Source organism: Bartonella rattimassiliensis 15908, assembly GCF_000278215.1.
GTDB lineage: Bacteria > Pseudomonadota > Alphaproteobacteria > Rhizobiales > Rhizobiaceae > Bartonella > Bartonella rattimassiliensis.
In genome coordinates this window covers 322,431-347,606 of sequence record NZ_JH725065.1, presented here as the reverse complement: position 1 = coordinate 347,606, position 25,176 = coordinate 322,431, and the positions used below count along the sequence as shown (strand labels likewise).

The 25,176-nt window shown below is 35.8% G+C and carries 15 protein-coding genes and 1 pseudogene; 4 read left to right on the top strand and 12 right to left on the bottom strand.

Annotated features, from left to right (window positions below; genetic code table 11):
* From MCY_RS10310 to MCY_RS04330, 7 genes and pseudogenes are all read right to left on the bottom strand, one after another.
* Window positions 1-73 (bottom strand): annotated as a pseudogene (locus MCY_RS10310) (DUF4102 domain-containing protein); the annotation flags it as partial.
* Window positions 74-266: 193 nt separating this feature from the next.
* Window positions 267-668 (bottom strand): SUF system Fe-S cluster assembly protein, encoded by a 402-nt coding sequence (locus MCY_RS04355; protein WP_007347159.1) that lies wholly within the window; start codon window positions 666-668, stop codon window positions 267-269.
* Window positions 661-1,905 carry a cysteine desulfurase gene (locus tag MCY_RS04350; protein ID WP_007347158.1) on the bottom strand — a complete coding sequence of 415 codons (1,245 nt, stop codon included), beginning with the start codon at window positions 1,903-1,905 and terminating at the stop codon, window positions 661-663. Before MCY_RS04350 ends, MCY_RS04355 begins: the two co-directional genes overlap by 8 nt.
* Before the next feature lie 10 nt (window positions 1,906-1,915).
* A complete protein-coding gene (gene sufD, locus MCY_RS04345) occupies window positions 1,916-3,178 on the bottom strand; it encodes a Fe-S cluster assembly protein SufD (protein ID WP_007347157.1) in 1,263 nt (420 codons plus the stop codon).
* Window positions 3,179-3,189: 11 nt separating this feature from the next.
* The gene (gene sufC / locus MCY_RS04340; RefSeq protein WP_007347156.1) at window positions 3,190-3,945 is read right to left on the bottom strand and encodes a Fe-S cluster assembly ATPase SufC; all 756 of its coding nucleotides are present in this window, start codon (window positions 3,943-3,945) and stop codon (window positions 3,190-3,192) included.
* 156 nt (window positions 3,946-4,101) lie between these two features.
* Entirely contained in the window at window positions 4,102-5,613 is a 1,512-nt protein-coding gene (gene sufB, locus MCY_RS04335; protein WP_007347155.1) for a Fe-S cluster assembly protein SufB, read from the bottom strand.
* A 186-nt stretch (window positions 5,614-5,799) separates the two neighbouring features.
* Window positions 5,800-6,939, bottom strand: coding sequence for a cysteine desulfurase family protein (locus MCY_RS04330; protein ID WP_007347154.1), 1,140 nt, complete (start codon window positions 6,937-6,939; stop codon window positions 5,800-5,802).
* Between the two features lie 160 nt (window positions 6,940-7,099).
* On the opposite strand from MCY_RS04330, the gene MCY_RS04325 reads away from it, so the two are divergent.
* The 3 genes from MCY_RS04325 (at window position 7,100) to MCY_RS04315 (ending at window position 10,054) form a co-directional block, all read left to right on the top strand.
* Window positions 7,100-7,780: an alpha/beta hydrolase gene (locus MCY_RS04325; RefSeq protein ID WP_007347153.1), complete on the top strand. Its 681-nt coding sequence runs from the start codon at window positions 7,100-7,102 to the stop codon at window positions 7,778-7,780.
* A 319-nt stretch (window positions 7,781-8,099) separates the two neighbouring features.
* A complete protein-coding gene (gene tyrS / locus MCY_RS04320; RefSeq protein WP_007347152.1) occupies window positions 8,100-9,353 on the top strand; it encodes a tyrosine--tRNA ligase in 1,254 nt (417 codons plus the stop codon).
* A 215-nt stretch (window positions 9,354-9,568) separates the two neighbouring features.
* A complete protein-coding gene (locus tag MCY_RS04315) occupies window positions 9,569-10,054 on the top strand; it encodes a peroxiredoxin (protein WP_007347151.1) in 486 nt (161 codons plus the stop codon).
* Window positions 10,055-10,311: 257 nt separating this feature from the next.
* Here MCY_RS04315 and prfB read toward each other — a convergent pair.
* The 3 genes from prfB to MCY_RS04300 form a co-directional block, all read right to left on the bottom strand.
* A protein-coding gene (gene prfB / locus MCY_RS04310; RefSeq protein WP_155887038.1) for a peptide chain release factor 2 occupies window positions 10,312-11,440 on the bottom strand; the annotation gives its coding sequence in 2 pieces (ribosomal slippage) (window positions 10,312-11,370 and window positions 11,372-11,440; 1,128 coding nt in all).
* A gap of 161 nt (window positions 11,441-11,601) precedes the next feature.
* On the bottom strand, window positions 11,602-14,067 hold the full coding sequence (locus MCY_RS04305) for a penicillin-binding protein 1A (protein ID WP_007347149.1): 2,466 nt from the start codon (window positions 14,065-14,067) through the stop codon (window positions 11,602-11,604).
* A 166-nt stretch (window positions 14,068-14,233) separates the two neighbouring features.
* The gene (locus tag MCY_RS04300) at window positions 14,234-15,463 is read right to left on the bottom strand and encodes an N-acetylmuramoyl-L-alanine amidase (RefSeq protein WP_026088006.1); all 1,230 of its coding nucleotides are present in this window, start codon (window positions 15,461-15,463) and stop codon (window positions 14,234-14,236) included.
* Between the two features lie 607 nt (window positions 15,464-16,070).
* On the opposite strand from MCY_RS04300, the gene MCY_RS04290 reads away from it, so the two are divergent.
* Window positions 16,071-18,692, top strand: coding sequence for an Rne/Rng family ribonuclease (locus MCY_RS04290; protein WP_007347147.1), 2,622 nt, complete (start codon window positions 16,071-16,073; stop codon window positions 18,690-18,692).
* A gap of 85 nt (window positions 18,693-18,777) precedes the next feature.
* On the opposite strand, the gene MCY_RS04285 is transcribed toward MCY_RS04290, so the two are convergent.
* Both MCY_RS04285 and rpoC read right to left on the bottom strand, forming a co-directional pair.
* Window positions 18,778-19,389 (bottom strand): invasion associated locus B family protein, encoded by a 612-nt coding sequence (locus MCY_RS04285; protein ID WP_007347146.1) that lies wholly within the window; start codon window positions 19,387-19,389, stop codon window positions 18,778-18,780.
* A gap of 1,471 nt (window positions 19,390-20,860) precedes the next feature.
* Entirely contained in the window at window positions 20,861-25,072 is a 4,212-nt protein-coding gene (gene rpoC / locus MCY_RS04280; RefSeq protein WP_007347145.1) for a DNA-directed RNA polymerase subunit beta', read from the bottom strand.
* Window positions 25,073-25,176 lie beyond the last annotated feature (104 nt).

Below are 25,176 nucleotides of genomic sequence, written 5' to 3'. Positions count from 1 at the left end.
CGGCACCATCATTATATTTGCCAGCCCCCAATGTTGCGACAGCCCTTGCATTAAGACGGTTCATAAGAGCCATTTTTACTCCTTTCTTATATAAATTTTACCCACACACCAGCCCCGCTTGTGACGTGCAAATGAGTGGTTTTGATTGATTCAAGATAAACCGGCTTGAAATGAGAGAATCTTACGTTATTCGTGACTCTAATTCAATATGAATAACGCTAGATTATCATTATAAATCAATATCTTGTCACTCATGGACAGTATTGTTAGTACCACCCGACAGCAATTTGTGCTTCTTCTGACATACAATCAGGTGTCCATGGTGGATCAAAAGTCATCGTAACTTCAACATACGAAACTCCTTCAACAGCACTGACCGCATTTTCTACCCACCCCGGCATTTCACCAGCAACAGGACATCCCGGTGCTGTAAGAGTCATTTCAATTTTTACTGAACGGTCATCTTCAATATCAATACGATAAATCAGCCCTAGCTCATAAATATCAGCAGGAATCTCTGGGTCATAAATTGTTTTGAGAGCAGCAATAATATCATTCGTCATACGGTCAATTTCGTCTGGCGGAATTGCTGATATGTAAGGCTTTTCATTTTTATTTACAGTTTCAACAGATTCTGTGGAATGATGTTCTTCAATTAATTTAGTCATTAAAAAATGTCCTTGCTTCTTTCAATGCTTCTATTAATTGATCTACATCTTCTCGAGTGTTATACATAGCTAATGATGCGCGACAAATAGATGTTAGACCAAAGCGCTGTAATAAAGGTTGTGCACAATGAGTTCCCGCCCGTATCGCAACCCCTTTTCTATCAATAAACATAGCGATATCATGGGCGTGAATCCCCTCAATTGCGAATGATATAATAGCTCCTTTATTAGGAGAATGACCATAAATGCGCAATGACTCAATCGCTTCAAGTTTTTCATGCGCATAAGCTAAAAGGGACATTTCATGGGCATGAATCGCACTACGACCTTTCTCTTGTATGTAATCAATAGCCGCAGCTAATCCAATAGCTTCAACGATAGGAGGTGTGCCTGCTTCAAAACGGTAAGGAGGAGCATTATAAAAAACCTTATCGGTTGTTACCTCCTCGATCATTTCTCCTCCTCCTTGAAAAGGACGCATTTCCTCTAATCTATGCTCCTTACCATAAAGAACACCAATACCGGTGGGACCATAAAGCTTATGACCTGTAAAAACATACCAATCGCAATCGAGATCTTGCACATCAACAGTTAAATGTATTGCTCCTTGAGAACCATCAACGAGAACAGGAATAGAATTGTGATGTGCTAGCTTAATAATCTCTTTAACCGGAGGCACAGTTCCTAATATATTAGACATATGCGTTATAGTAACAAGCCGCGTTTTTTCACTTAAAGCCCTTTGGAAATCTTCAATATGGAAAACACCATTTTCATCAATAGGAACAAAAACAAGTTTAATGCCTTTTTGTTCACGGAGAAAATGCCACGGAATAATATTTGAATGATGTTCCATGATTGTTAGAACAATCTCATCACCTTCCTTGAGTTTGGACATAGCCCAACCATAAGCAACAGTATTAATAGCTTCTGTTGCATTTTTCGTAAAAACAATTTCCTCAGCTTTTTGACCATTTAGAAAAACGCGAACGGCCTCACGAGAATTTTCATACAATTGTGTTGCTGTATTGGCTAAAAAATACATCCCTCTGTGCACATTAGCATAACTATAGTGATAAAAATTATCCATTGCATTGAGTACTGATTGCGGCTTTTGAGCAGAAGCACCACTATCAAGATATGCTAATCGCTTTCCATAAACTTGATGGTGCAAAAGAGGAAAATCACATCGAATCTCGTCGACATTATAATTGAATGTTTGTACGCTATTTTCCATTTTTTCTCTCTTAAACATTTTTTTCAAGCCATTGATTAATGATATTCTCCAAAACATTTTGGATATTATCTTGCTTGATGTCATCAATGAGTTCAGCAATAAATCCTTTAATTAAAAGAGCACGAGCCGTTTTAAATGAAATACCGCGCGCCATGAGATAAAAAAGATAATCATGATTAATATTAGCAACTGTCGCACCATGACCGCATGCAACATCATCAGCAAAAATTTCCAATTCAGGCTTCGCATTAAATTCTGCTTTATCTGAAAGGATAAGGCTATTACAGGCCATACGTGCATCTGTTTTTTGGGCTTTTTGAGCAACACGTATTATCCCTTGAAAAACACCAACAGCCTTATCTGTAACCACATTGCGTATAATTTCAGTTGATGTTGATTTTTCTTCCATGTGACAAACAGTCATTGTAAGATCACTGTGTGTTTGTCCTGATAATAAATTTATAACGCGTAATTGAAAATCAGATTCTTTCCCCTGTAATTCAATATCAACTTCCTGGCGATTGAGTTGACTCCCTATATTAATGACATAAAGTGATAGCTTCGCTCCTTGATCAAGAACAGCACGAAATCGCCCAAACTGTGTAGAATTAAAATCACGATCGCGAATAAGAATCCATTTAACATCACTCTCAGCAGCAATATTTAATGAAAATATCGAACTGACAAAGGTATTTTGATCATTTCCAATCTGATGTTCAATAAACATAACTTGACTATTTTTATCAACTTTTATATCTGAAAAAACATGAGATTGTCCTCCCATTTGTATATTTTGTAATTCAATGGGTATATTCGACTTTGTATTTTCAGGAATGTGAAAAAGCCAGCCATCGGTAACAAAAGCAGTATTTAACTGCCCAATAAAATCCTCATCAGAAATATTTGGATTTATCTGTACAGAATTATCTTCTAACGCATCTGAAAAGCGTTTTACTGTAAGATGATCTACTTTTGACTGTATCGATGTTTTTCCATTGTTTATGGAAAAAATAGTACTTTCTGAAAGTAATGGGGCAACCAATTGATTATCTTGGACTTTTGAAAAATTACTAACAGACTTCAATAATGTACGCAGATTGGTATAGTGCCAATTTTCGATTTTACGGGAAGGAAGTTGTGTCGTTTGAAACTGCTTAATAGCTTTCTCGCGGATTTGCCGCATGGCTTTATCACCAGGTAAATTGTTTACATACTGATTGAAATTATTGAGTATATCTTCTTCAACCGCTAACAAATTTCGCTGTTCATTCATATCCAATAACCTCAAACCGCTTCCTTGATAAGATCAGCGTATCCATTTTGCTCTAAATAAAGCGCTAAGGATTTATCTCCACTTTTGATAATTCGTCCTTTATAAAGAACATGTACTGTATCAGGAATAATATAATTAAGTAGCCGTTGATAATGAGTAATCACCAAAAATGAACGTTTTGAATCCCGAAGCTTATTAACACCATCTGCAACAATTTTTAGGGCATCAATATCTAAACCAGAATCCGTCTCATCTAAAATGCAAAGTTTAGGTTCAAGAAGCGCCATTTGTAAAATTTCAGCACGTTTTTTTTCTCCACCTGAAAAACCTACATTTAATGGACGCTTGAGCATATCCATATCTATTTCAAGTTTGGCTGAAACTTCTTTAACACATTTTATAAATTCAGGAATTTTAAGCTCTTCATCGCCTCGCGCTTTGCGTTGAGAATTCATCGCAACTTTTAAAAACTCCATCGTTGCTACCCCTGGTATTTCCATTGGATATTGAAATGCAAGAAAAATACCATATGCAGCACGTTCTGCTGGATCCATTTCTAAAAGCGATTGTCCATTATAAAGAATATTTCCTTCTGTTATTTCATAGTCATCACGACCAGCCAGCAAATATGATAAAGTTGATTTTCCAGCTCCATTTTGTCCCATGATAGCAGCAACTTCCCCATCTTGAACCGTCAAGTTTAAACCACGAATAACTTCTGTATCGGTCCCCAAAACACGGGCGTGCAAATTTTTTATCTCTAACATAATTTAGTCCTGTTCTGGCTGTTTTTAAGATATCAATGCGTATTATTTTTTAGCATCCATATACTTTCATAATCACCATAGAGGTCATTTTTAGCATTATGTGCTACTGATACAGCCTGTTTACATTAAGTCTTCTATTTATCTAATTAAATAAAATTATCCAACACTACCTTCAAGGCTAATACCAATAAGCTTTTGTGCTTCAACAGCAAATTCCATGGGAAGTTTTTGAATGACTTCTTTTACAAAACCATTGACAATTAATGCGATAGCTTCTTCTTCGGGAATTCCTCTCTGCATCACATAAAAAAGTTGGTCATCAGAAATTTTTGATGTTGTGGCTTCATGTTCAAACTGAGCAGTCGCATTTTTTGCTTCAATATAAGGAACTGTATGAGCACCACAATCATTTCCTATTAATAAACTATCACATTGCGTAAAGTTACGCGCATTTTTTGCTTTTCGATGAGCCGTAACTTGTCCTCGATAAGTGTTATTTGAAAAACCAGCAGAAATACCTTTGGAAATAATACGACTGGATGTATTTTTTCCTAAATGAATCATTTTTGTACCCGAATCAATTTGTTGATAACCATTTGCAACAGCAATAGAATAAAATTCTCCACGCGCGTTATCACCACGCAGTAAGCAGGATGGATATTTCCAAGTAATTGCAGAACCAGTTTCGACTTGTGTCCATGAAATTTTAGAATTATCACCTCGACAATCTCCACGCTTTGTCACAAAATTATAAATACCACCCTTTCCATCTTTATCGCCAGGATACCAGTTTTGTACTGTAGAATATTTAATCTCAGCCTTTTCAAGGGCAATAAGTTCAACCACAGCAGCATGAAGTTGGTTTTCATCACGTTGGGGTGCTGTACATCCTTCAAGATAAGAAACATAGGAATCTTCAGCTGCAATAATTAAGGTTCGTTCAAATTGGCCTGTATTGCGTTCATTAATCCTAAAATAGGTTGAAAGCTCCATAGGACAACGAACTCCTTTAGGAATATAAACAAATGAACCATCTGTAAAAACAGCTGCATTTAAGGCCGCATAATAATTATCATTCACAGGCACAACTGTTCCTAAATATTCTTTAATAAGCTCAGGATGTTCAATAATTGCTTCTGAAATAGAGCAAAAAATTACACCTACACGTGCCAGTTCTTTTTTAAATGTTGTCACAACAGAAACAGAATCGAAAACCGCATCAACAGCCACTTGCCCCGATACAGACATACTAGCATCAACAGTAGAAGGATCAGACTGTTTTCTTACTCCTGCCAAAATCTCTTGTTCTTTAAGAGGAATGCCAAGTTTTTCGTATGTGGCTAATAACTCAGGATCCACTTCATCCAAAGATTTTGGTCCTGTATGATTTTGGGGAGCAGCGTAATAATAAAGCTCCTGAAAATCAATTTCAGGATATTCAAGGCGTGCCCAATTAGGCTCTTGCATTGTCAACCAACGACGGTAAGCTTGTAAGCGCCATGTTAGCATCCATTCAGGCTCATGTTTTTTAGCAGAAATAAATTTGATAATATCTTCATTTAAGCCTTTCGGAGCTTTATCTGTTTTAATTTTTGTTTCAAAGCCGTATTTGTATTGATCAACATCTATTTCACGTACTTGGCGTATTGTTTCTTGTACTGCCGGCATAAATTTTCTCCATGTTTGGGCGTCAAAAACCGGTAATTAAAAGTCTTGTTTTTACAAGATTAAAGTAAGCAAGTTATTTCTTAGGGTATAAGCAAAGCGCAAAAATTTCAATCAAACTTATTTTATTATTTAAAATAATTCTAATTTTAATAATTTTAAATGGTAAATTTTACTCTTTTTCCTGGCTTATAACCGACTTATAATTTGAGAAAAAAGTAATAGAAAATCATCAATATCTTCAAAAGTCGTGCCACGTCCTATCGAAATGCGAATGGCACCATTTGGAACATGATACCCCATTGCTTCCAAAACTTTACTTTGTTTTACTTTTCCCGAAGAACAAGCAGAGCCAGCCGATACAGAAAATCCTTCTAAATCAAAAGCAATTTGCATTGTTTCAGCTTTTATATTCTTCACAGTAAAGTAAGTTGTATTTGGCAAACGCTGAACTCTTTTACCAAAAATTTCAACATTTTTACTTATTTTTTGTAGCCCATCTTCTAATTTATTGCGTAAATATATCAACTGTTTTATTTCTTCCTGCGTGAAACAATCAACCATTGCAGCTCCAAAAGCAGCGATAAGGGGCAATGCTTCTGTTCCTCCACGGAAACCTTTTTCTTGTCCTCCGCCGATAATAAGAGGATGTGGCATGAGAAGATTACCACATGAAACAAAAGCACCTACTCCTTTAGGACCGCCAACTTTATGGGCAGAAAGTATAAAAAAATCTCCTCCGAGCTGATTAATATCAACGAAACTTTTATCTACATATTGTGTCAAATCAACAATAAGATTGCCCCCTAAATCTCGAACAATAGCGGCTATTTCTTTTAAAGGTTGAATAACACCCGTTTCACTATTTGCAGCTTGAATAGCAACAAGAGGTAAACCTTTTGTTTTATCGTGAGCCGTTAAGAGTGATGTTAATTTATCTTGTTGAATAAGCCCATCTTGATCAACAGCAATGATGCTTATTGACTCTTTAGAAAAACGCCCTCCTGCTAAAACAGCTGGATGTTCAGTCGCTCCAAGGTAAAGATGAGAAAATTGAACCTTTGCATTTCCCATAGTGTAAAAGGGTGTTAACAAAGTCACTGCTGCTTCACTTGCACCAGAAGTAAATACCACGTTATCTGGATCTGTTTTAAGATTTTCAGCAATTTGTCGACGTGCCTTTTGCAACAAAGTCTTAGCAGCACGCCCTTCTGCATGAACTGACGATGGATTACCAAATATCTCTAGAGATTCCAGTAACGTCATCCGAGCCATTTTTTTGAGTGGTGTTGTTGCGTTATGATCAAAATATCGGCGTTTTATAACCATTTTACATCGCAATTATTAATCTTATGAATTGATTAAAAAATAACGCAATTTTCTTGAAAAGTGTACTAAAAAAAGAATATCTAATGATTATTTAAGAGATTTTATGGTAAAAATCGACCAAGGGCAATGTAAAGCCTTTTATAGCATTAAGGAGCATTTTATGCCAGAAATTATTTTTAACGGTCCTGCAGGGCGGCTCGAAGGGCGTTATCAACCATCACAACAGAAAAATGCGCCCATTGCGATCATTTTGCATCCTCATCCCCAATTTGGTGGAAACATGAATCATAAAATTGTTTATGACCTCTTTTACATGTTTCAACAGCGTGGCTTTACAACTTTACGTTTTAATTTTCGTGGTATTGGTCGTAGTCAGGGTGAATTTGATTATGGAATAGGAGAACTTTCAGATGCTGCTGCTGCTCTCGATTGGGTGCAAACACAACATCCAGACTCTAAAAACTGCTGGGTAGCAGGATATTCATTTGGAGCATGGATTGGTATGCAGCTTTTAATGCGTCGACCAGAAATTGAGGGGTTTATCTCTGTTGCTCCTCAGCCTAATGTTTACGATTTTTCGTTTCTTGCACCTTGTCCTTCTTCTGGGCTTATTATTCATGGCGGTATTGATAAAGTTACTCCTCCAAAGGATGTTCAAATGCTTGTTGATAAATTGAAAACACAAAAAGGTATCGTCATCACACAAGAAATATTGGAAGAGGCTAATCACTTTTTTAGTGGATGTCATGAAGAACTTATTGAACGATGTGCGCACTATTTGGATAGCCATATCACCAATGAACTTCTAGCTTCATCGCCTGAAATACTTTCATTAACTTAAAAAAATACAAGAATTTCATGAAAAAAATCAGCAAAAGTCGCTTTTGATCACAACAAAGTAAGTTATTTTATAGACTATATTTATAACTTTTCTAAATTTTAGTTTAAAATAGAAATGAAGATAAAGAACCTTTTTTCTGTTATTAGTGTGTATCTCTTTTAGCGTAAAAAGGAATAATGTCTGTATTTTTATTCTCAATCTATTTTGTTCTCTTGTGATATTTGCGTCATTTATAGTAGATAATGCATTGTTGATCCGTTATATAATCGCTTAAATTATATGAAATGAATCTGCTCTTAAAAATTAGGAAATTAAATCTGTGTTTGCCTTTAAATCTGACTTTTTACACATTATGAGCGAACGTGGTTTTATCCACCAAATTTCAGACGAAAAGGGCTTAGATGATCTTTTTTCAAAAGAAACTGTAAGCGCTTATATCGGATTTGATCCAACAGCATCGAGTTTGCATGCTGGAAGCCTTCTTCAAATTATGATGCTTTATTGGTTACAAAAAACTGGTCATCGTCCCATTGCATTGATGGGTGGAGGAACCGGACTGATCGGTGATCCTTCCTTCAAAGATGAAGCACGACGCCTTCTGACGCAAGATGATATTGCTACAAATATTGAGGGTATTAAAAAGGTATTTTCTAACTATCTAACATTCGGTGATCGAGAAACCGATGCTTGTATTGTGAATAATTCTGAATGGTTGTGCAATTTAAACTACTTAGAATTTTTGCGTGATGTAGGAAAGCATTTTTCCGTCAACCGCATGTTGTCATTTGATTCTGTCAAACTTAGGCTTGAGCGCGAATATTCGTTGTCATTCTTAGAGTTTAATTATATGATTCTGCAAGCTTATGACTTTGTTGAACTTTATAAACGTTATGGATTGCGTATGCAAATGGGAGGCTCAGATCAATGGGGCAATATTATTAACGGAATCGAATTAGGGCATCGTTTAGGAACACCGCAATTATATGCATTAACATCACCATTGCTGACAACTTCTTCTGGTGCCAAAATGGGTAAATCATTAAATGGTGCTGTATGGCTGAATGAAGATATGCTTTCACCTTATCAATTTTGGCAATATTGGCGCAATATAGAAGATGCTGATGTTATACGATTTCTAAGGCTCTATACGACATTGCCAATGGATGAGATTCATAAACTCTCTCTATTAAAAGGAAATGAAATTAATGAAGCCAAAAAAGTTCTTGCAACAGAAATTACAGCAATGTTGCATGGGCATGCCCTTGCCGATGCAGCAGCAGAAACAGCTCGCAAAACCTTTGAAGAAAAAACACTTGGAGAAAATCTTCCAACGGTTGAAATAAGCGCAACTGAATTAAAAAAAGGGACTGGATTGCTCGCTCTTTTAGTAAAAGCAGGACTCGCCAAATCTAATAGTGAAGCGCGCCGACATATTCAAGGCGGAGGAATACGTGTTAATGATCAAATAATAACGGATGAAACATACCTTATTATTGAAAAAGATGTTACTGTAAAAGGAATCATCAAAATTTCCCTCGGAAAGAAAAAACATATTTTGATCAAACTACTATAATCTATTAGTATTTCATTCATTCTATATTTATGCTCATAATGTTAATATTTTTTGTGCTTTCTTCCTCATTTTTAAATTTAACTCTTATGATAGAATAGTTTTTATAATAAATAGCGAAAAAGTTTTTAAAATAATTCTATTCTAGAGAGTTGAAACTTTATTCCTTCTCTGTATGCTAGTAATTGATTTTTGCACCCAAACAGAAAGATAAAAAAATGACACAATCAATGAAAGGCACTCTTGCTCCTGATTTTAATTTGCCACGTGATGGAGGAGAGAGAGTGCGTCTTTCTAACTTTAAAGGCAAACCTGTTGTTTTATATTTTTATCCCAAAGATGATACCAGGGGATGCACAAATGAAGCACTTGATTTCACAAAATTAAAAATGAAATTTGATGAAATCGGTGTTGTTGTTATTGGAATCTCTCCAGATAATGTAAAAAAACATGATAAATTTAAAGCAAAACATGAACTTGATGTTATCTTAGTTTCTGATGAAGAAAAAACGACCCTCGAAGTTTATGGTGTTTGGATAGAAAAAAGTATGTATGGGCGCAAATATATGGGAGTCGAACGGAGTACTTTTTTAATTGATGCAGATGGGATGATAGTAGAAGAGTGGCGCAAAGTGAGCGTATCTGGACATGCTGAGAATGTTTTAGCTACTGCAACAGTTTTACATTGTAATGCTAATTTGTAAACTGAATTCTTGATTTATAAGGATAACTAATCATTTTACATTTTAATTAACCTCTCTAATATCGTAAATTTTTTCATTTTAGATTTTTTGTATTTTGATTAATCAAGATCAATTTATTTGCGCCTGTCATAAACAAGATCGGCGTGTAGAAAAGAATAAAAAAACTCCTCTAGTACCAAAAGCTATCGTCAAGCACAATATAAGTAAAATGAATAGTTTAAGGAATAAATTACATCTCTTGATGAAATAACATATAATTAGCTAATATCTTTAATCTCTTTGTCCTGTCCATAAATACGTTGAGCAAGTGCTGCTTCTATGAATGCATCTAAGTTACCGTTAAGTACAGATTGAGGATCAGTATTTTCAACACCTGTACGCAAATCTTTCACAAGTTGATAGGGCTGAAGCACATAAGATCGAATTTGATGTCCCCATCCAATTTCTGTTTTAGAAGATTCAGCAGTATTTGCTTCTTCTTCTCTTTTTTTGAGCTCTTCTTCATAAAGACGTGCACGAAGCATCGACCAAGCTGTAGCACGATTTTTATGCTGAGAACGCTCGGTTTGGCATTGAACAACAATACCCGTTTTTATATGCGTGATGCGAACGGCGGAATCTGTCGTATTAACATGTTGTCCTCCCGCTCCCGATGCACGATATGTATCAATACGCACATCCGCCTCTGAAACATCAACTTCAATATTGTCATCAATAACCGGATAAACCCAAATGCTAGCAAAAGAGGTATGGCGCTTTGCATTCGAATCAAATGGAGAGATTCGCACCAAACGATGCACACCTGATTCTGTTTTTAATAGCCCATAAGCACTATGCCCTTTTACAAGAATAGTCGCTGACTTTATTCCTGCCTCTTCTCCATCATGAATTTCTAAAACCTCAACCTTCATTTCATGTTGCTCAGCCCAGCGCATATACATACGTAAGAGCATAGAAGCCCAATCTTGGCTTTCTGTTCCCCCTGCCCCAGCATGAATTTCTAAATAAGTATCATTTGGATCTGCTTCTCCTGAAAGAAGAACATCAATTTGCTTTTTATCTATTTCACTTTTAAGATTACGTATTGAATTTTCTGCATCAGCAATAATTTCAGCATCACTTTCTTCTTCCCCCATCGTGATGAATTCAATGCATTCTTCAAGAGTTTTTGTAAATGATAAAAGGCCATTGATTGAATCATCAAGACGCTGACGCTCACGCATCATACCCTGTGCTTGTTGCGCATCATCCCATAATGATGGATCTTCCGCTCTTTGATTAAGATATTCGAGTCGTTTTAGTGATTGATCCCAGTCAAAGATGCCCCCTTAGCAATTGAATTGCTTTTTGGATTTCATCAACCAATGTTTCTATTTCTGCTCGCATAATTTAACACCGTATTTTTTACAATCCCTCTAGGTATGTTCCTTAACATTTTATACAAATTTAATAGCTTTCGTCAGGAAATGGAACGAATCCATCACTCTATTTGCAAGATCAACATTATGGATAAAAACCAAGACTCATAGTAAAAAAGATTTTGTCGATCAATACAGCCCACCTGTCCCACTTTCAAGAGCTTTATTAACTTGTGGAGAAGTGGTTACTGCAGGAACGCCTTCTTGAAAAGAATTTGTACTCCCAATGACTTGATATATATCAGCAGGACCAGTTCCTGGTTTAAATATCTCTATAATAACGTCTTGATCTCCTTTTTCCGCAAGCATTCCTGTTTTCCGATTAATTGGCATTAAAATCATACCCTTTGGCATCTTAAATGGAACATTTGGCTTCCCTTTAAGAGCCTCTTCCATAAACTCACCAAAAATAGGTGCGGCTAATGAACTTCCTGTTCCGTTATATCCTAATGGGGCTGGTTGATCGTAGCCGATAAAAATACCAACAACAATATCAGGAGTAAATCCCATAAACCAAGCATCTTTAGAGTCATTGGTTGTCCCTGTTTTAGCGGCAATATGTCGATTAAGATAGCGTAAACGTGCTGCAGTCCCACGCTGTACAACTCCTTCCATCATTGATGTAATCTGATAAGCTGTCATAGGATCAAGAACTTGATCTCTTTCATCAATCAAGGTGGGCTCACGTTGATTATTCCATGAATGTGTATTACAATTTTCGCAAATACGATCATCATGACGATAAATTGTTTTCCCATAACGATCTTGAATTCGGTCTATCAAAGAAGGTTTAATCGAGCGTCCTCCATTGGCAATAACGGAATAAGCTGTAACCATCCGTAATACTGTTGTTTCCCCAGCTCCTAAAGCCATGGGAAGATAAGGTGGCAATTTATCTACCACACCAAAGCGTTCTGCATATTCAGCAACAAGAGGCATTCCCATATCATTGGCAAGCCGTATTGTCATAAGATTACGAGAACGCTCAATACCATAACGTAATGTTGAAGGTCCTGCAAAAGTACCACCATAATTCTTGGGTTGCCAAACTTCACCATTATATTGACGAACTTCAATGGGGCCATCTAAAATAACGGATGCTGGTGTATACCCGTTATCAAGTGCTGCTGCATAAACAAAAGGCTTAAAAGCAGACCCCGGTTGGCGATAAGCTTGGGTTGCACGGTTAAATTCAGATGCAGCAAAAGAAAAACCTCCCACCATCGCAAGAACGCGCCCCGTATGAGGTTCCATAGCAACAATCGCCCCCTCAACTTTTGGAATTTGTTGTAAACGATAAATATTGTTTGTATGAGATAGCCTTTCAACAAAAATGACATCGCCAACCTGCAAAATATGAGATAAGCTCTGAACAGTTTTTCGATAACCATTTTCTTTCACAACATGTAACGCCCATTTTGAATCAGCTTCTGATAAAACAGCAATTTCGCGCTTTTTCGATAATATACCTGAAACTTCACGCTGTGGTTGTAAACCAATCTCTATTTTATTAGGGTTAGCAGAAAGAACAACGGCTAAACGCCATTCAGGAACATCGCTTAATCCTGCGATATTTGCAAGTTTTATTCCCCAATCATCTTTCTGATCGATATGTGCATAAGCTCCACGCCATCCTTGTGAATGATCAAATTTAATTAATCCATCGTGCAAAGCACGTCTAGCGATAAATTGTAAATGCGGATCAAGCGTTGTACGAACGGAAAGCCCACCTTCGTAAAGCGTTTTAGCCCCATAGCGATGCATTAAATGACGTCGCACTTCTTCAGTAAAATAATCAGCTGCAAAAACATAGTTATCATTCCCACGTATTGTTGCTCCTAAAGGTTTCGCTTTTGCTTTTTCACCTTGTTCACGCGTTACATATCTATTTGCAACCATCCGGTCTATCACCCAATTGCGCCGATCAATAGCACGTTGTGTATTTTTGAATGGATCATAATTTGCTGGTCCTTTAGGAAGAGCCGCCAAATAAGCACATTCTTCTAGCGTCAAATCGTTGACGGATTTATTGAAATAGGTCAAAGAAGCAGCTGCTATACCATAAGTGCCACGCCCCAGATAAATTTCATTGAGATAAAGTTCAAGAATATGATCTTTCGAGTAGGTTTTCTCAATGCGCATTGCTAAAATAGCTTCCTTAAATTTACGCTCTAACGTTGTTTCTGAACTTAAAAGAAAATTTTTAGCGACTTGTTGCGTTATGGTTGATGCACCCTCTGGACGTCTTCCAGAACCAATATTACGAATGTTGTTGATCAAAGCCCGAAAAAGTCCTTCGGGATCTAAACCAAAATGATGATAAAAATTTTTGTCTTCAGCTGAAATAAAAGCATCTATAACAAGCTTTGGTATTGATTGAATTGGCAAATAGAGGCGACGTTTTGTTGCAAACTCTGCCATAAGACTGCCATCAGCAGCATGGATGCGGGTCATTACCGGCGGTTCATAAAGTGAAAGAACTTCATAATCAGGAAGTGCATTTGCTTGACAACAGGTCATAACACTCCATGTTATCGCGCCACAAAGTCCAATAAAAACAAAAAAACGGAGGAGACATCTTAAAAAAATCATCATAAAAACGGTTATCGCTTTCTTAAGAATTGAACAAATAAAAAACACGTCACTTCAATCATATCATGTGAATATCACCATAAGATTGAGATAAATAAAAATTGTTTTCTATTTTTATTTTACTAGGATACACTAGAAACTTAGATTGATACTCTATTTTCTCACAAATTTAAAGAGGCTGTATCATTTTCTGTCTATAATCAGCAAATTGACGAATAGAATGAGCAATCGAGGCTGCCATTTTTTTTCTCCAGTGTGGGTCATTTAATAACTTTTCATCTTCTTTATTAGATAAATAACCTATCTCTATCAAAACAGAAGGTATATCGGAGGCTTTTAAAACTTGAAAATTAGCATACCGATGAGGATTATTGATCAAGTTAATATGACTCTTTGATAAACTTGAAATAACACTATTTGCAAAATTCATCGAAAATGTATGCGTTTCACGTCGCGTAAGATCCATCAAAATATCTGTAATTTCAAGCGTTTCATCTGCAGGCAAGCCATCAAGAAAATCAACTTTATTTTCACTTTCAGCTAAAGATTTTGCAATGGCATCAGATGCTTTATCTGAAATAGTGTAAACTGTAGCACCACGAAGAGAATGTACATCAATTGTATCTGCGTGAATAGATATAAAAAGATCAGCATTAAGCTCTTGCGCTTTTTTAACTCTTTCACTTAACCTTAAAAAAATATTAGAATCACGCGTTAAAACAACTGTAATATGAGGATCTTCTTGTAATTCATCCCGCAAGGCACGCGCAAAATCTAAAGTCACATCTTTTTCTAAAATTCCAGTAACTCCCCGTGCACCACCATCAATACCACCATGACCTGGATCAAGAACAACACAAAAATTATGTGCCGGCAGCAGCTGTATTTGTGTATCAAAATTGGTCCTTTGCTGATTCTTTAATATCTCATTAAATTTTTTTTGTGTACTTTTACGAATATCAACTAGCAACTGCCATAAACCATCGTCTAATTTTTTTACGACACTTTTTTCAACAAAAAAGGCCGTTTTACTTGTCAAAATAATGCGTGAAGTCTGAATGTCAGAAAAAGCATAACGCACCTCTGAAAGCATAATGGATAATGCATTCTGTTTCTTTAATGGCGTATTTTGCATCGAAAAGTCAATGGTAGGTAAATTCATAACCAAACGTGCCGGTCTATCCAAAATCTGCAAACGAACATTTGGTTTTGAATTAAAAACCGCAATAATACGCGTATGAGTACTATCACCAATGGTTCGAAAATTAATAAGTCTCAAAGGGTCTGCGGCTTGAACACTGGTTTGAAATACCAAAAAAAATAATAAAAAGTATGTGATTGGCATAATAATATTCCAAGAGGCTGTTGTCAGCTTTTTGGTAAAAAAAACTCTTATCATAAGCAAAATATTCGACATTATATTTGTAATAATTTATCTTGGTTATAAAAATTATACACTAATATATTCTCTATTTTTCAATAAATGCTAAATTGCTCCGTTACTAAGCATCTGAAAACAAAATTAAGATAATAATTAAGGTCATAAAAAATATTATGATGGTACACATTTACATTGTGACTTGCCAAATGCATGATATCAACATAAAAGAATATTTATGCTTCCTAGCTGATAATAGCCATCTAAATTGTCTGTAACTCATATTAAGTTATCTTTAGAGGGGTTTGGCATATTATGCATTGAGACTTTGTTATGGATGAAAAATTTCTATGTTATAAAATTAGGATTGCATTATTTAAGATTCGTTGGTTCGGCTATTCGAACTATTTTAAAAATTATTCTACCGGAGACTTGTAAAATATGAGTCATAAAAAACAGATGGAGATAATGAAGAAAAATGGTGCAAATGCGGCCATGTATTTGCGCGTGATGTTCCGTCTTGTTTTTCTGGTACCTCCCTTTTATGGCAGACAGCCTTTTATGTTTACGAATAATTATATCGTTTATTTGAATAAAATTGTGCATGTCGCCTTCAGGATATCAACTTATGTCAAACAAAATGCTTATAGATGCCTCCCACCGGGAGGAAACACGTGTTGTTGTTGTTCATGGCAACAAAATTGAGGAACTTGATTTTGAATCAGAACATAAAAAACAGCTCAAGGGGAATATTTATCTCGCACGTATTACGCGTGTAGAACCATCTCTCCAAGCAGCTTTTGTTGAATATGGTGGAAACCGTCATGGTTTTTTGACGTTTTCTGAAATTCATCCTGATTATTATCAAATCCCTATCGCCGATCGTCTTGCTCTTCTTGAAGAAGAAGAAAATGCTGCTGTAGGAGAAAATTCAGCAGATGTCGTCACGGAAGCAGTAACTAAAAATAAAAGACTCTCCAGAAAAACGAAAAAAAATCAAAAAAACAATGGTATAGCGGCTGATGTTGAAAATGATGTCGCATTTGAAGATGTAACGATTGATAATACAGATGAAATATTAAATGCTGGTGTTTCTTATGATGAAATCGAAATGGTTGGTGTTGAGGACATCCGTGAAGAGATCCCTACTTACCAAAGAAAACAAGGGCGCCAGTATAAAATTCAAGAAGTAATTAAACGACGTCAAATTTTATTGGTGCAAGTCATCAAGGAAGAACGTGGTAATAAGGGAGCCGCACTTACAACATATCTATCTCTAGCAGGCCGTTATTCTGTTCTAATGCCCAACACAGCACGTGGGGGTGGTATTTCACGCAAAATTACTAATGTGCAGGACCGTAAACGTCTTAAAGAAATTGTAAAAGAATTATTAGTGCCAAAGGGGATGGGTGTTATCTTAAGAACCGCTGGCGCCAATAGAACAAAAGCTGAAATTAAACGCGACTATGAATATCTTATGCGACTATGGGATACTATTCGCAATTTGACACTCCAGTCAACAGCACCATGCCTCATTCATGAAGAAAGTAATCTCATAAAACGTGCCATACGAGATCTTTACAATAAAAATATTAGTGAAATTCTTGTCTCTGGAGACCAAGGATATCGTGAAGCAAAAGACTTTATGCGGATGCTTATGCCAAGTCATGCAAAAGTTGTGCAACCTTATCGCGATCCCATACCTATTTTTGCAAGAAATAATATTGAAATTCAGCTTGATAAAATGTTGCAACCACAGGTTTCTTTAAAATCTGGTGGTTATCTCGTTATTAATCAAACAGAAGCACTTGTTGCTATTGATGTAAATTCTGGTCGTTCTACGAGAGAATTTTCTGTCGAAAAGACAGCTTTACAAACTAACCTAGAAGCTGCAGAAGAAATAGCGCGTCAATTACGTTTACGTGACCTTGCTGGTTTAATTGTGATTGATTTTATTGATATGCTTGAAGAACGGAATGTGCGACTTGTTGAAAAAAAATTAAAAGACTGCTTAAAAAATGATCGTGCTCGTATTCAAGTTGGTCATATTTCGCACTTCGGCCTTTTAGAAATGAGTCGTCAACGTATTCGCATATCTGTTTTAGAAAGTACAACACAATCCTGCCCACATTGCGCAGGAACAGGAAGTATACGTTCTGAATCATCGATTGCTTTACATGTCATGCGTTCAATTGAAGAATACCTTCTTCATAATTCGCGATATAATATTATCGTACGCACTTCTGTAGCGACAGCGCTTTATGTGTTAAATCATAAACGTAATATTCTTGTTAATTTAGAAGCACGCTTTAAACTTCATATTAGTATTGAAGCTGATGATAGTATTGGAACGCAACATCTTGTTATCTCTAAAGATACAATAGCAGAGAACATTTCTCAATCTTCATTAGAATTTGATAACAAACAAGAAATTGAGGCTTCTGTTTTCACAAAGAGTGTAGCTATTAAAAATCCTCCTCCTATTGAAATAAACCAAAAGCGTCGACGCAAAAATCGTCACGATGAAAATACTGATCATTCTCTTGCTACCGTTCATAAAAAAGAAGATATGTTGAATGATGATCCTCATCGTAGAGGACGTCGCAGAGGACGTCGAGGTGGTCGACGCAATCAAGATAATAGTTCTCATCAAATTCGCGTTCCTTATGCAGAACCAGTGGGAGACTTTTCTAAGCAGGCTTTAGCTGAAATTAAAGCAGCGCATCGCAAACGTCGTGTTCCATCTACTAAATCTCTTGAGCTTGAAGAAATAAAAAATGACTCACAAGCTCTAGATATACAACGACAAGATGAATCTACAAAAGTTGATAAAAATATTAAACCTAAAAAACGTTCTTCAAAAGCAGTAGAAAATCAACTTTTTCTAGAAAATGATCAAAATATCTCAGAACAAAAAACTATTGAAGAAGATCTTACAACCAGTTCGGTACGTAAAGTTAAAATAAAAAAAGCTGATAAATCTATTCATGAAGTAGAGGATGAAGCTTCTGAAAATAGTAAAAAATCAACACGTAGAACACGTAAAAAAACATCCTCTAAAGAGACAATACAAATACAAGAAACATTAGAGAAAAAAACTGTAATGGAGATGGAAAAAGTTGTTATACCCTCTGCTTCCCAAATTGAAGCAATAACTAAACAACCTGTTGTTATTTCATCAACGCCTAATGATGCTCCTAAAACTGAGCGTATTGGTTGGTGGAAACGCAAAACTCTTTCAAAAAATTAAAAACATAAAAACCGCCACAAAAAAACTGTGGCGGTTTGAATAAAATTATAGAAAAAAGTTTAACCCACTCTACAATATGCGTTTATTAATTTTGCTTTGCTTTTTCTTGCTCAGAGCGCATACGCTCTTCAATTTCTTTTTGCTTTGATTGGATGGCTTGCTGCAACTTTATTTGTTCTTGTTGAAAATCTTTTTCCTCCATACCAGGACCGGTATACGCAGCTGTAAATCCATTAAGAGAAAATTCGATAGGATTAGCTGAACCACGGAAATTAACTGTGGTTACAATCATTTTCGTACCACTTTTCATAGCCGTTATAAGCTTATCATCTAAAACATCATTGGCAATACAACTTGGTCCATTACAAATGATATAAGGAATTTTTTTAGAGAATCCATCACCTATTTGAATGTGAACACCTTCTGGCAAAAAACGACCTGTAGGCACTTGAATACCTATACGCTTTTCATTTTGTTTTCCTTTTATTTCAACAATATTAAAAGCCGTTAAAGGTTGTCCTGTATTCGATAATACAGTATTCATTGTATTACAAATATCAACATCATGCTGCTTACTGCAAACTTTGTACCAACCTTGTGATAAAGTTTGCGCATTTGCAGAAATACCAGCTATAAGAAAAAGGGCCGCGGCTCCAACTAATACTGAAACAGCAGAATAAACATTTTTATGCGACATAATTAAGCTAATCCTTTCAACGCGCTTTTAAATAATTTCAAAAAAATATTAAAGAAAAAACTACGATGAGCTATTCAAATTTTATACACTCATACAACATTCCCCTCTTTATCACACGGGTGTTTTACGCAATTTATCTGCAAAATACCCCTGTGCATTTCAACTAAGATTACATAAACGAATCGATATTGCAATATCAATTCAAATAAACTCTTATGTTATTCTAAAAAGCTTAATAATTTAAATTTTACACTTATTTACCTTATTTTTCACATTAAGCTTATGGGCTTTTAGCCAAGTATTACAATACATAAATCTCTAAAAGAGCAGATAAATTTTACTATTTTCTTTATGTATCTCGTGATACACGAAAATAAAATCATTTACAGCATTATTAAAACATTTGATGAACTAAAATTTTTGAGCTTTTGAAATTTTTATATAACTGAAAGAGATTTTTTTACTAATGAACAATTTTTCATCCTTGTTTACAAAACAATGGTAAAATATGCTTTTGTAATAAAGCTTTTATATTGACGTTCTTCTAGCTTAAAAAATTGAATTAAATGATTAATGCATACGATTTATCTTTTTTATTCATTTAAAGATATGTTTTTTCGTTGAAAAATTTATAAATATTGATTTTTTTTAATTTATAATGAACCTATATTTAATTATAAAGTTAAAAATAATTTTTACTTAAAAAATATAAATATTTCCTTTTTTTATTTTGGCAAGTGTAACACCCAACAAACAAATATGTAATGAATACAAATAATTAAAAAATGAATTGAATATATCATTTTAGAGGCTGTATAAGATTTACTTTTATTCTTCTATTATAAATAAATCAAAAAATATAAATTACATATTTTATTTTATTAAAGAAATTTAATTTATAATATTTAGAGATAAAATTATTTTTTAAAATAATATATTTTATGATTAAAAATAATATTTGTTACTATATATAAAAAGTTATTTACATTAAATAATGGTAATAAGTAAAAAACTGGAAAAATATATGATTAATAATTTATTATTATCTTAATTGTACTGTATTTATCTGATAAGTTTTTTTAATGGGCTATTATAGCATTATTTTTATAAAATGCCTTAAATATAATTTTATAAAAAATTAAATATTTTTCTATTTTAAAATATTCCTATAAAAATAAAACGATATGCTTCACTTGTACATAATTTACTCTTTTCCTTGAAAACTAGCTTGGAGGCTTCACATAGCTTGGAAAAAACTTTTTATACTGCCTTCAGAAAATAAGAAAACTTTAAAATTAAGTAACAAAAAAGATAAAAATTATTAACTACGGAGGATGTTTGGAACGACTATTACCTTACAATTTTTATCATTATATTTTTCAGAAAAGTATGCAACTTCTATATTTCGAGACATAAAAACGTCTGAACAGAAAGTTCAGACGTTTTTATATTACATAATATTGTATTTAAATTATTCAGCAACTGCTTCAGTTGTCATATTGATCAACATTGTTTTAGCCACTTCGTTATTACTAGACTTACGCTGCTCATCCACAATCAAATCATCACGAACTGCAGCAATACGACGAATTTGAGAAATCGTACCACCTGTACCTGCAGGAATAAGACGACCAACAATAACATTCTCTTTGAGGCCTTGCAAAGTATCAATTTTACCAGAAACTGCTGCTTCAGTAAGAACACGCGTTGTTTCCTGAAATGATGCTGCCGAAATAAAAGAAGGAGTTTGAAGAGAAGCCTTTGTAATTCCAAGCAGAATGGGATTACCAGATGCTGGTTTCTTTCCTTCTGCAATCAAATTATCATTGATTTCATCAAGTTCAATACGATCAACATTATCACCCGGAATATAACCAGAATCCCCAGATTCGGTAATTTCAACTTTCTGCAACATTTGACGAACAATCACTTCAATGTGCTTGTCATTAATAAGAACCCCCTGCAAACGATAAACTTCCTGAATCTCATTAACAAGGTAAGATGCCAAAGCTTCAACCCCCTTAATCGCCAAGATATCATGAGGTGCTGGATTACCATCAAGGATATAATCTCCCTTTTCGATTTGATCGCCTTCTTGGAAGTGAAACAATTTACCTTTTGGAATCAAATATTCTACTGCCTCAAGAGCATCATCATTTGGTTCAATAATAACACGACGTTTATTCTTATAACCACGACCAAACCGAATTGTACCACTGACTTCAGCAATAATCGCATGATCCTTTGGACGACGCGCTTCAAAAAGTTCAGCCACACGGGGGAGACCACCCGTAATATCTTTTGTTTTAGCACTTTCCATTGGTAACCGCGCAATAACATCACCAGCCTTAACATGAGCACCAAGCTCAACAGAAAGAATAGTTTCCACTGACATCATATAACGGGCTTCACCTCCCTTATACAATTTAGCAACAGATTCACCTTCTTTATTTTCCTGGATAATAATGGCTGGTTTGAGATCCACACCACGTGGATTAGCGCGCCAATCAATGACCAAACGCTTCGTAATACCGGTAGATTCATCAGTTGTTTCAGTGACAGATAAGCCATCAACCATATCTTCAAAACCCACATAGCCTTCAACTTCCGTTAAAATCGGACGTGTATAAGGATCCCACTCTGCTATACGTTGGCCACGTTTAACCACATCACCATCATCAACAAAAATATGTGCACCATAGCTAACACGATGCACAACGCGCTCTTTTCCTAACTCATCCTTGATAAGGATAGCCATATTACGCCCCATAACAACCAAATAGCCTTCAGAGTTTCGAACTACATTACGATTACGAATCTCCACCGTACCTTCATAAGATGCCTCTAAATATGATGAATCAACAACCTGCGCAGTTCCTCCTAAGTGGAAAGTACGCATTGTAAGCTGAGTTCCAGGCTCACCAATTGACTGAGCCGCAATAACACCAACAGCCTCTCCTTGATTAACAGGTGTTCCGCGCGCCAAATCACGCCCATAGCATTTTGCACAAACACCAAGACGTGTTTCACATGTTAAAGCAGAACGAATTTGAACAGACTGAATTCCAGCCTCTTCAATCTTCGCAACATCAGCTTCCTCAATCATCGCTCCACCCTCAAGAATAACCTCTCCAGAGATAGGATGTAAAATATCAACAAGCGCTGTACGACCAAGAATTCTTTGCCCAAGAGACGCAACAATTTGTCCTGCATCAACAATTGGCTGCATGGTAAGCCCTTTTGCTGTACCACAATCAACTGCTGAAATAATAGCATCTTGAGCAACATCAACAAGACGCCGCGTTAAATAACCAGAGTTTGCCGTTTTTAACGCAGTATCAGCAAGTCCTTTCCGTGCACCATGAGTGGAATTGAAATATTCATTAACAGTTAAACCTTCCTTAAAATTTGAAATAATGGGTGTTTCAATAATCTCACCCGATGGTTTGGCCATTAATCCACGCATACCAGCCAATTGTCTCATCTGGTTAGCAGAACCACGTGCACCAGAGTGTGACATCATATAGATCGAATTCATTGGCCGTTGACGACCTGTTTTAGGATCAAAATCAATGGCTTGAATACGTTTCATCATTTCATCCGCAACGCGGTCTGTACATTTACCCCAAGCATCTACAACCTTATTGTATTTTTCACCTTGTGTAATCAAACCATCATTATATTGCTGCTCATACTCCTTAGCCAAAGCCTCTGTTTCTGCAACTAAGCGCGACTTGCTATCAGGAATAACCATATCATCCTTACCAAATGAAATCCCTGCACGACAAGCATAAGAAAAACCAAGTTGCATGATACGGTCACAAAAAATAACCGTCTCTTTTTGTCCACAGTGCCGATAAACATGATCAATCATTTTAGAAATATTCTTTTTTGTCATTTCTTGATTGACAATATCAAATGAAATATTTGGATTTTTGGGCAAAAGCTCACCAATAATCAAACGACCAGGTGTTGTATCATAAAGTTTAGCAACTTCTTTTCCATCTTCACCGATATTCTTAACACGGCCTTTAATCTTCGTATGAAGCGTTACGACCTTATTTTCTAAAGCATAATGAAGTTCACCTATATCAGAAAAAGCCATCCCCTCACCTGGTTCTTTTTCAGAAACAATTGAAAGATAATAAAGGCCAAGAACCATATCCTGCGATGGAACAATAATGGGAGCACCATTGGCTGGATGAAGAATATTATTGGTTGACATCATCAAAACACGGGCTTCAAGCTGTGCTTCAAGAGAAAGTGGAACGTGAACCGCCATTTGATCTCCATCAAAATCCGCATTAAAAGCAGTACACACCAGCGGATGAAGCTGGATAGCTTTTCCTTCAATTAAGATAGGTTCAAAAGCTTGAATCCCTAAACGGTGCAATGTTGGCGCCCGATTGAGTAAAACAGGATGTTCACGAATAACCTCATCCAAAATATCCCAAACTTCTGGATGCTCCTTCTCAACAAGCTTTTTTGCTTGCTTTACAGTTGAGGAATATCCCTTCGCATCAAGCCGCGCATAAATAAATGGCTTAAATAACTCAAGGGCCATTTTTTTGGGAAGACCACATTGATGTAATTTCAATTCAGGACCTGTTACGATAACAGAACGCCCCGAGTAATCAACACGCTTTCCAAGTAAATTTTGACGAAAACGTCCTTGCTTACCCTTTAACATATCTGAAAGAGATTTTAATGGACGTTTATTGGCCCCAGTAATCACACGCCCACGTCGTCCATTATCAAACAATGCATCAACAGCTTCCTGCACCATACGCTTTTCATTGCGCACGATAATTCCAGGAGCACGCAATTCAATCAACCGTTTCAAGCGGTTATTACGATTTATAACACGTCGATAAAGATCATTTAGATCTGATGTTGCAAAACGTCCACCATCAAGTGGAACCAATGGACGTAAATCCGGGGGAATAACAGGAATTGTTTTCATAATCATCCACTCTGGCTTATTCCCAGATTCAAGAAAGTTTTCAACGATCTTAAGTCGTTTAATCAATTTTTTCTGCTTTAACTCTGAAGTTATTTCAGCTAATTCAAGACGTAAATCATTAGCGATTTTATCTAATTCCATACCAGCCAAAAGCTCGTAAATGGCTTCAGCACCAATCATAGCTGTAAATTGATCTTCTCCAAACTCATCAATAGCAAGCATATATTCTTCTTCAGAAAGAAGCTGGTGGAGTTTAAGAGATGTCAATCCTGGTTCTGTTACGATATAATTCTCAAAATAAAGAACCCGTTCAATATCTTTTAATGTCAAATCTAATAGTGTAGAAATACGACCTGGTAATGATTTAAGAAACCATATATGTGCGACAGGTGCTGCAAGCTCAATATGTCCCATACGCTCACGACGCACCCGTGAAAGAGTCACCTCGACACCACATTTTTCACAAATAATACCCTTATACTTCATGCGTTTATATTTGCCGCATAGACATTCATAATCCTTAATAGGGCCAAATATACGTGCACAAAAAAGACCATCACGCTCTGGTTTAAAAGTCCGATAATTAATAGTCTCAGGCTTCTTAATCTCACCATACGACCAGGACAAAATTTTCTCAGGACTTGCAATGGAAATCCGAATAGAGTCAAATGTCTGCGCTGGCGCTTGAGGATTGAAAAGATTCATGACCTCGTGGTTCATGCTGTTCTCCTTCAAAGATTCTTAGAATCTGTTGTAATATCTCATTTATTTTATAACAGACCTTCTTTAAAAGACATTTATTTTTAAAAATGACCTGTACTACC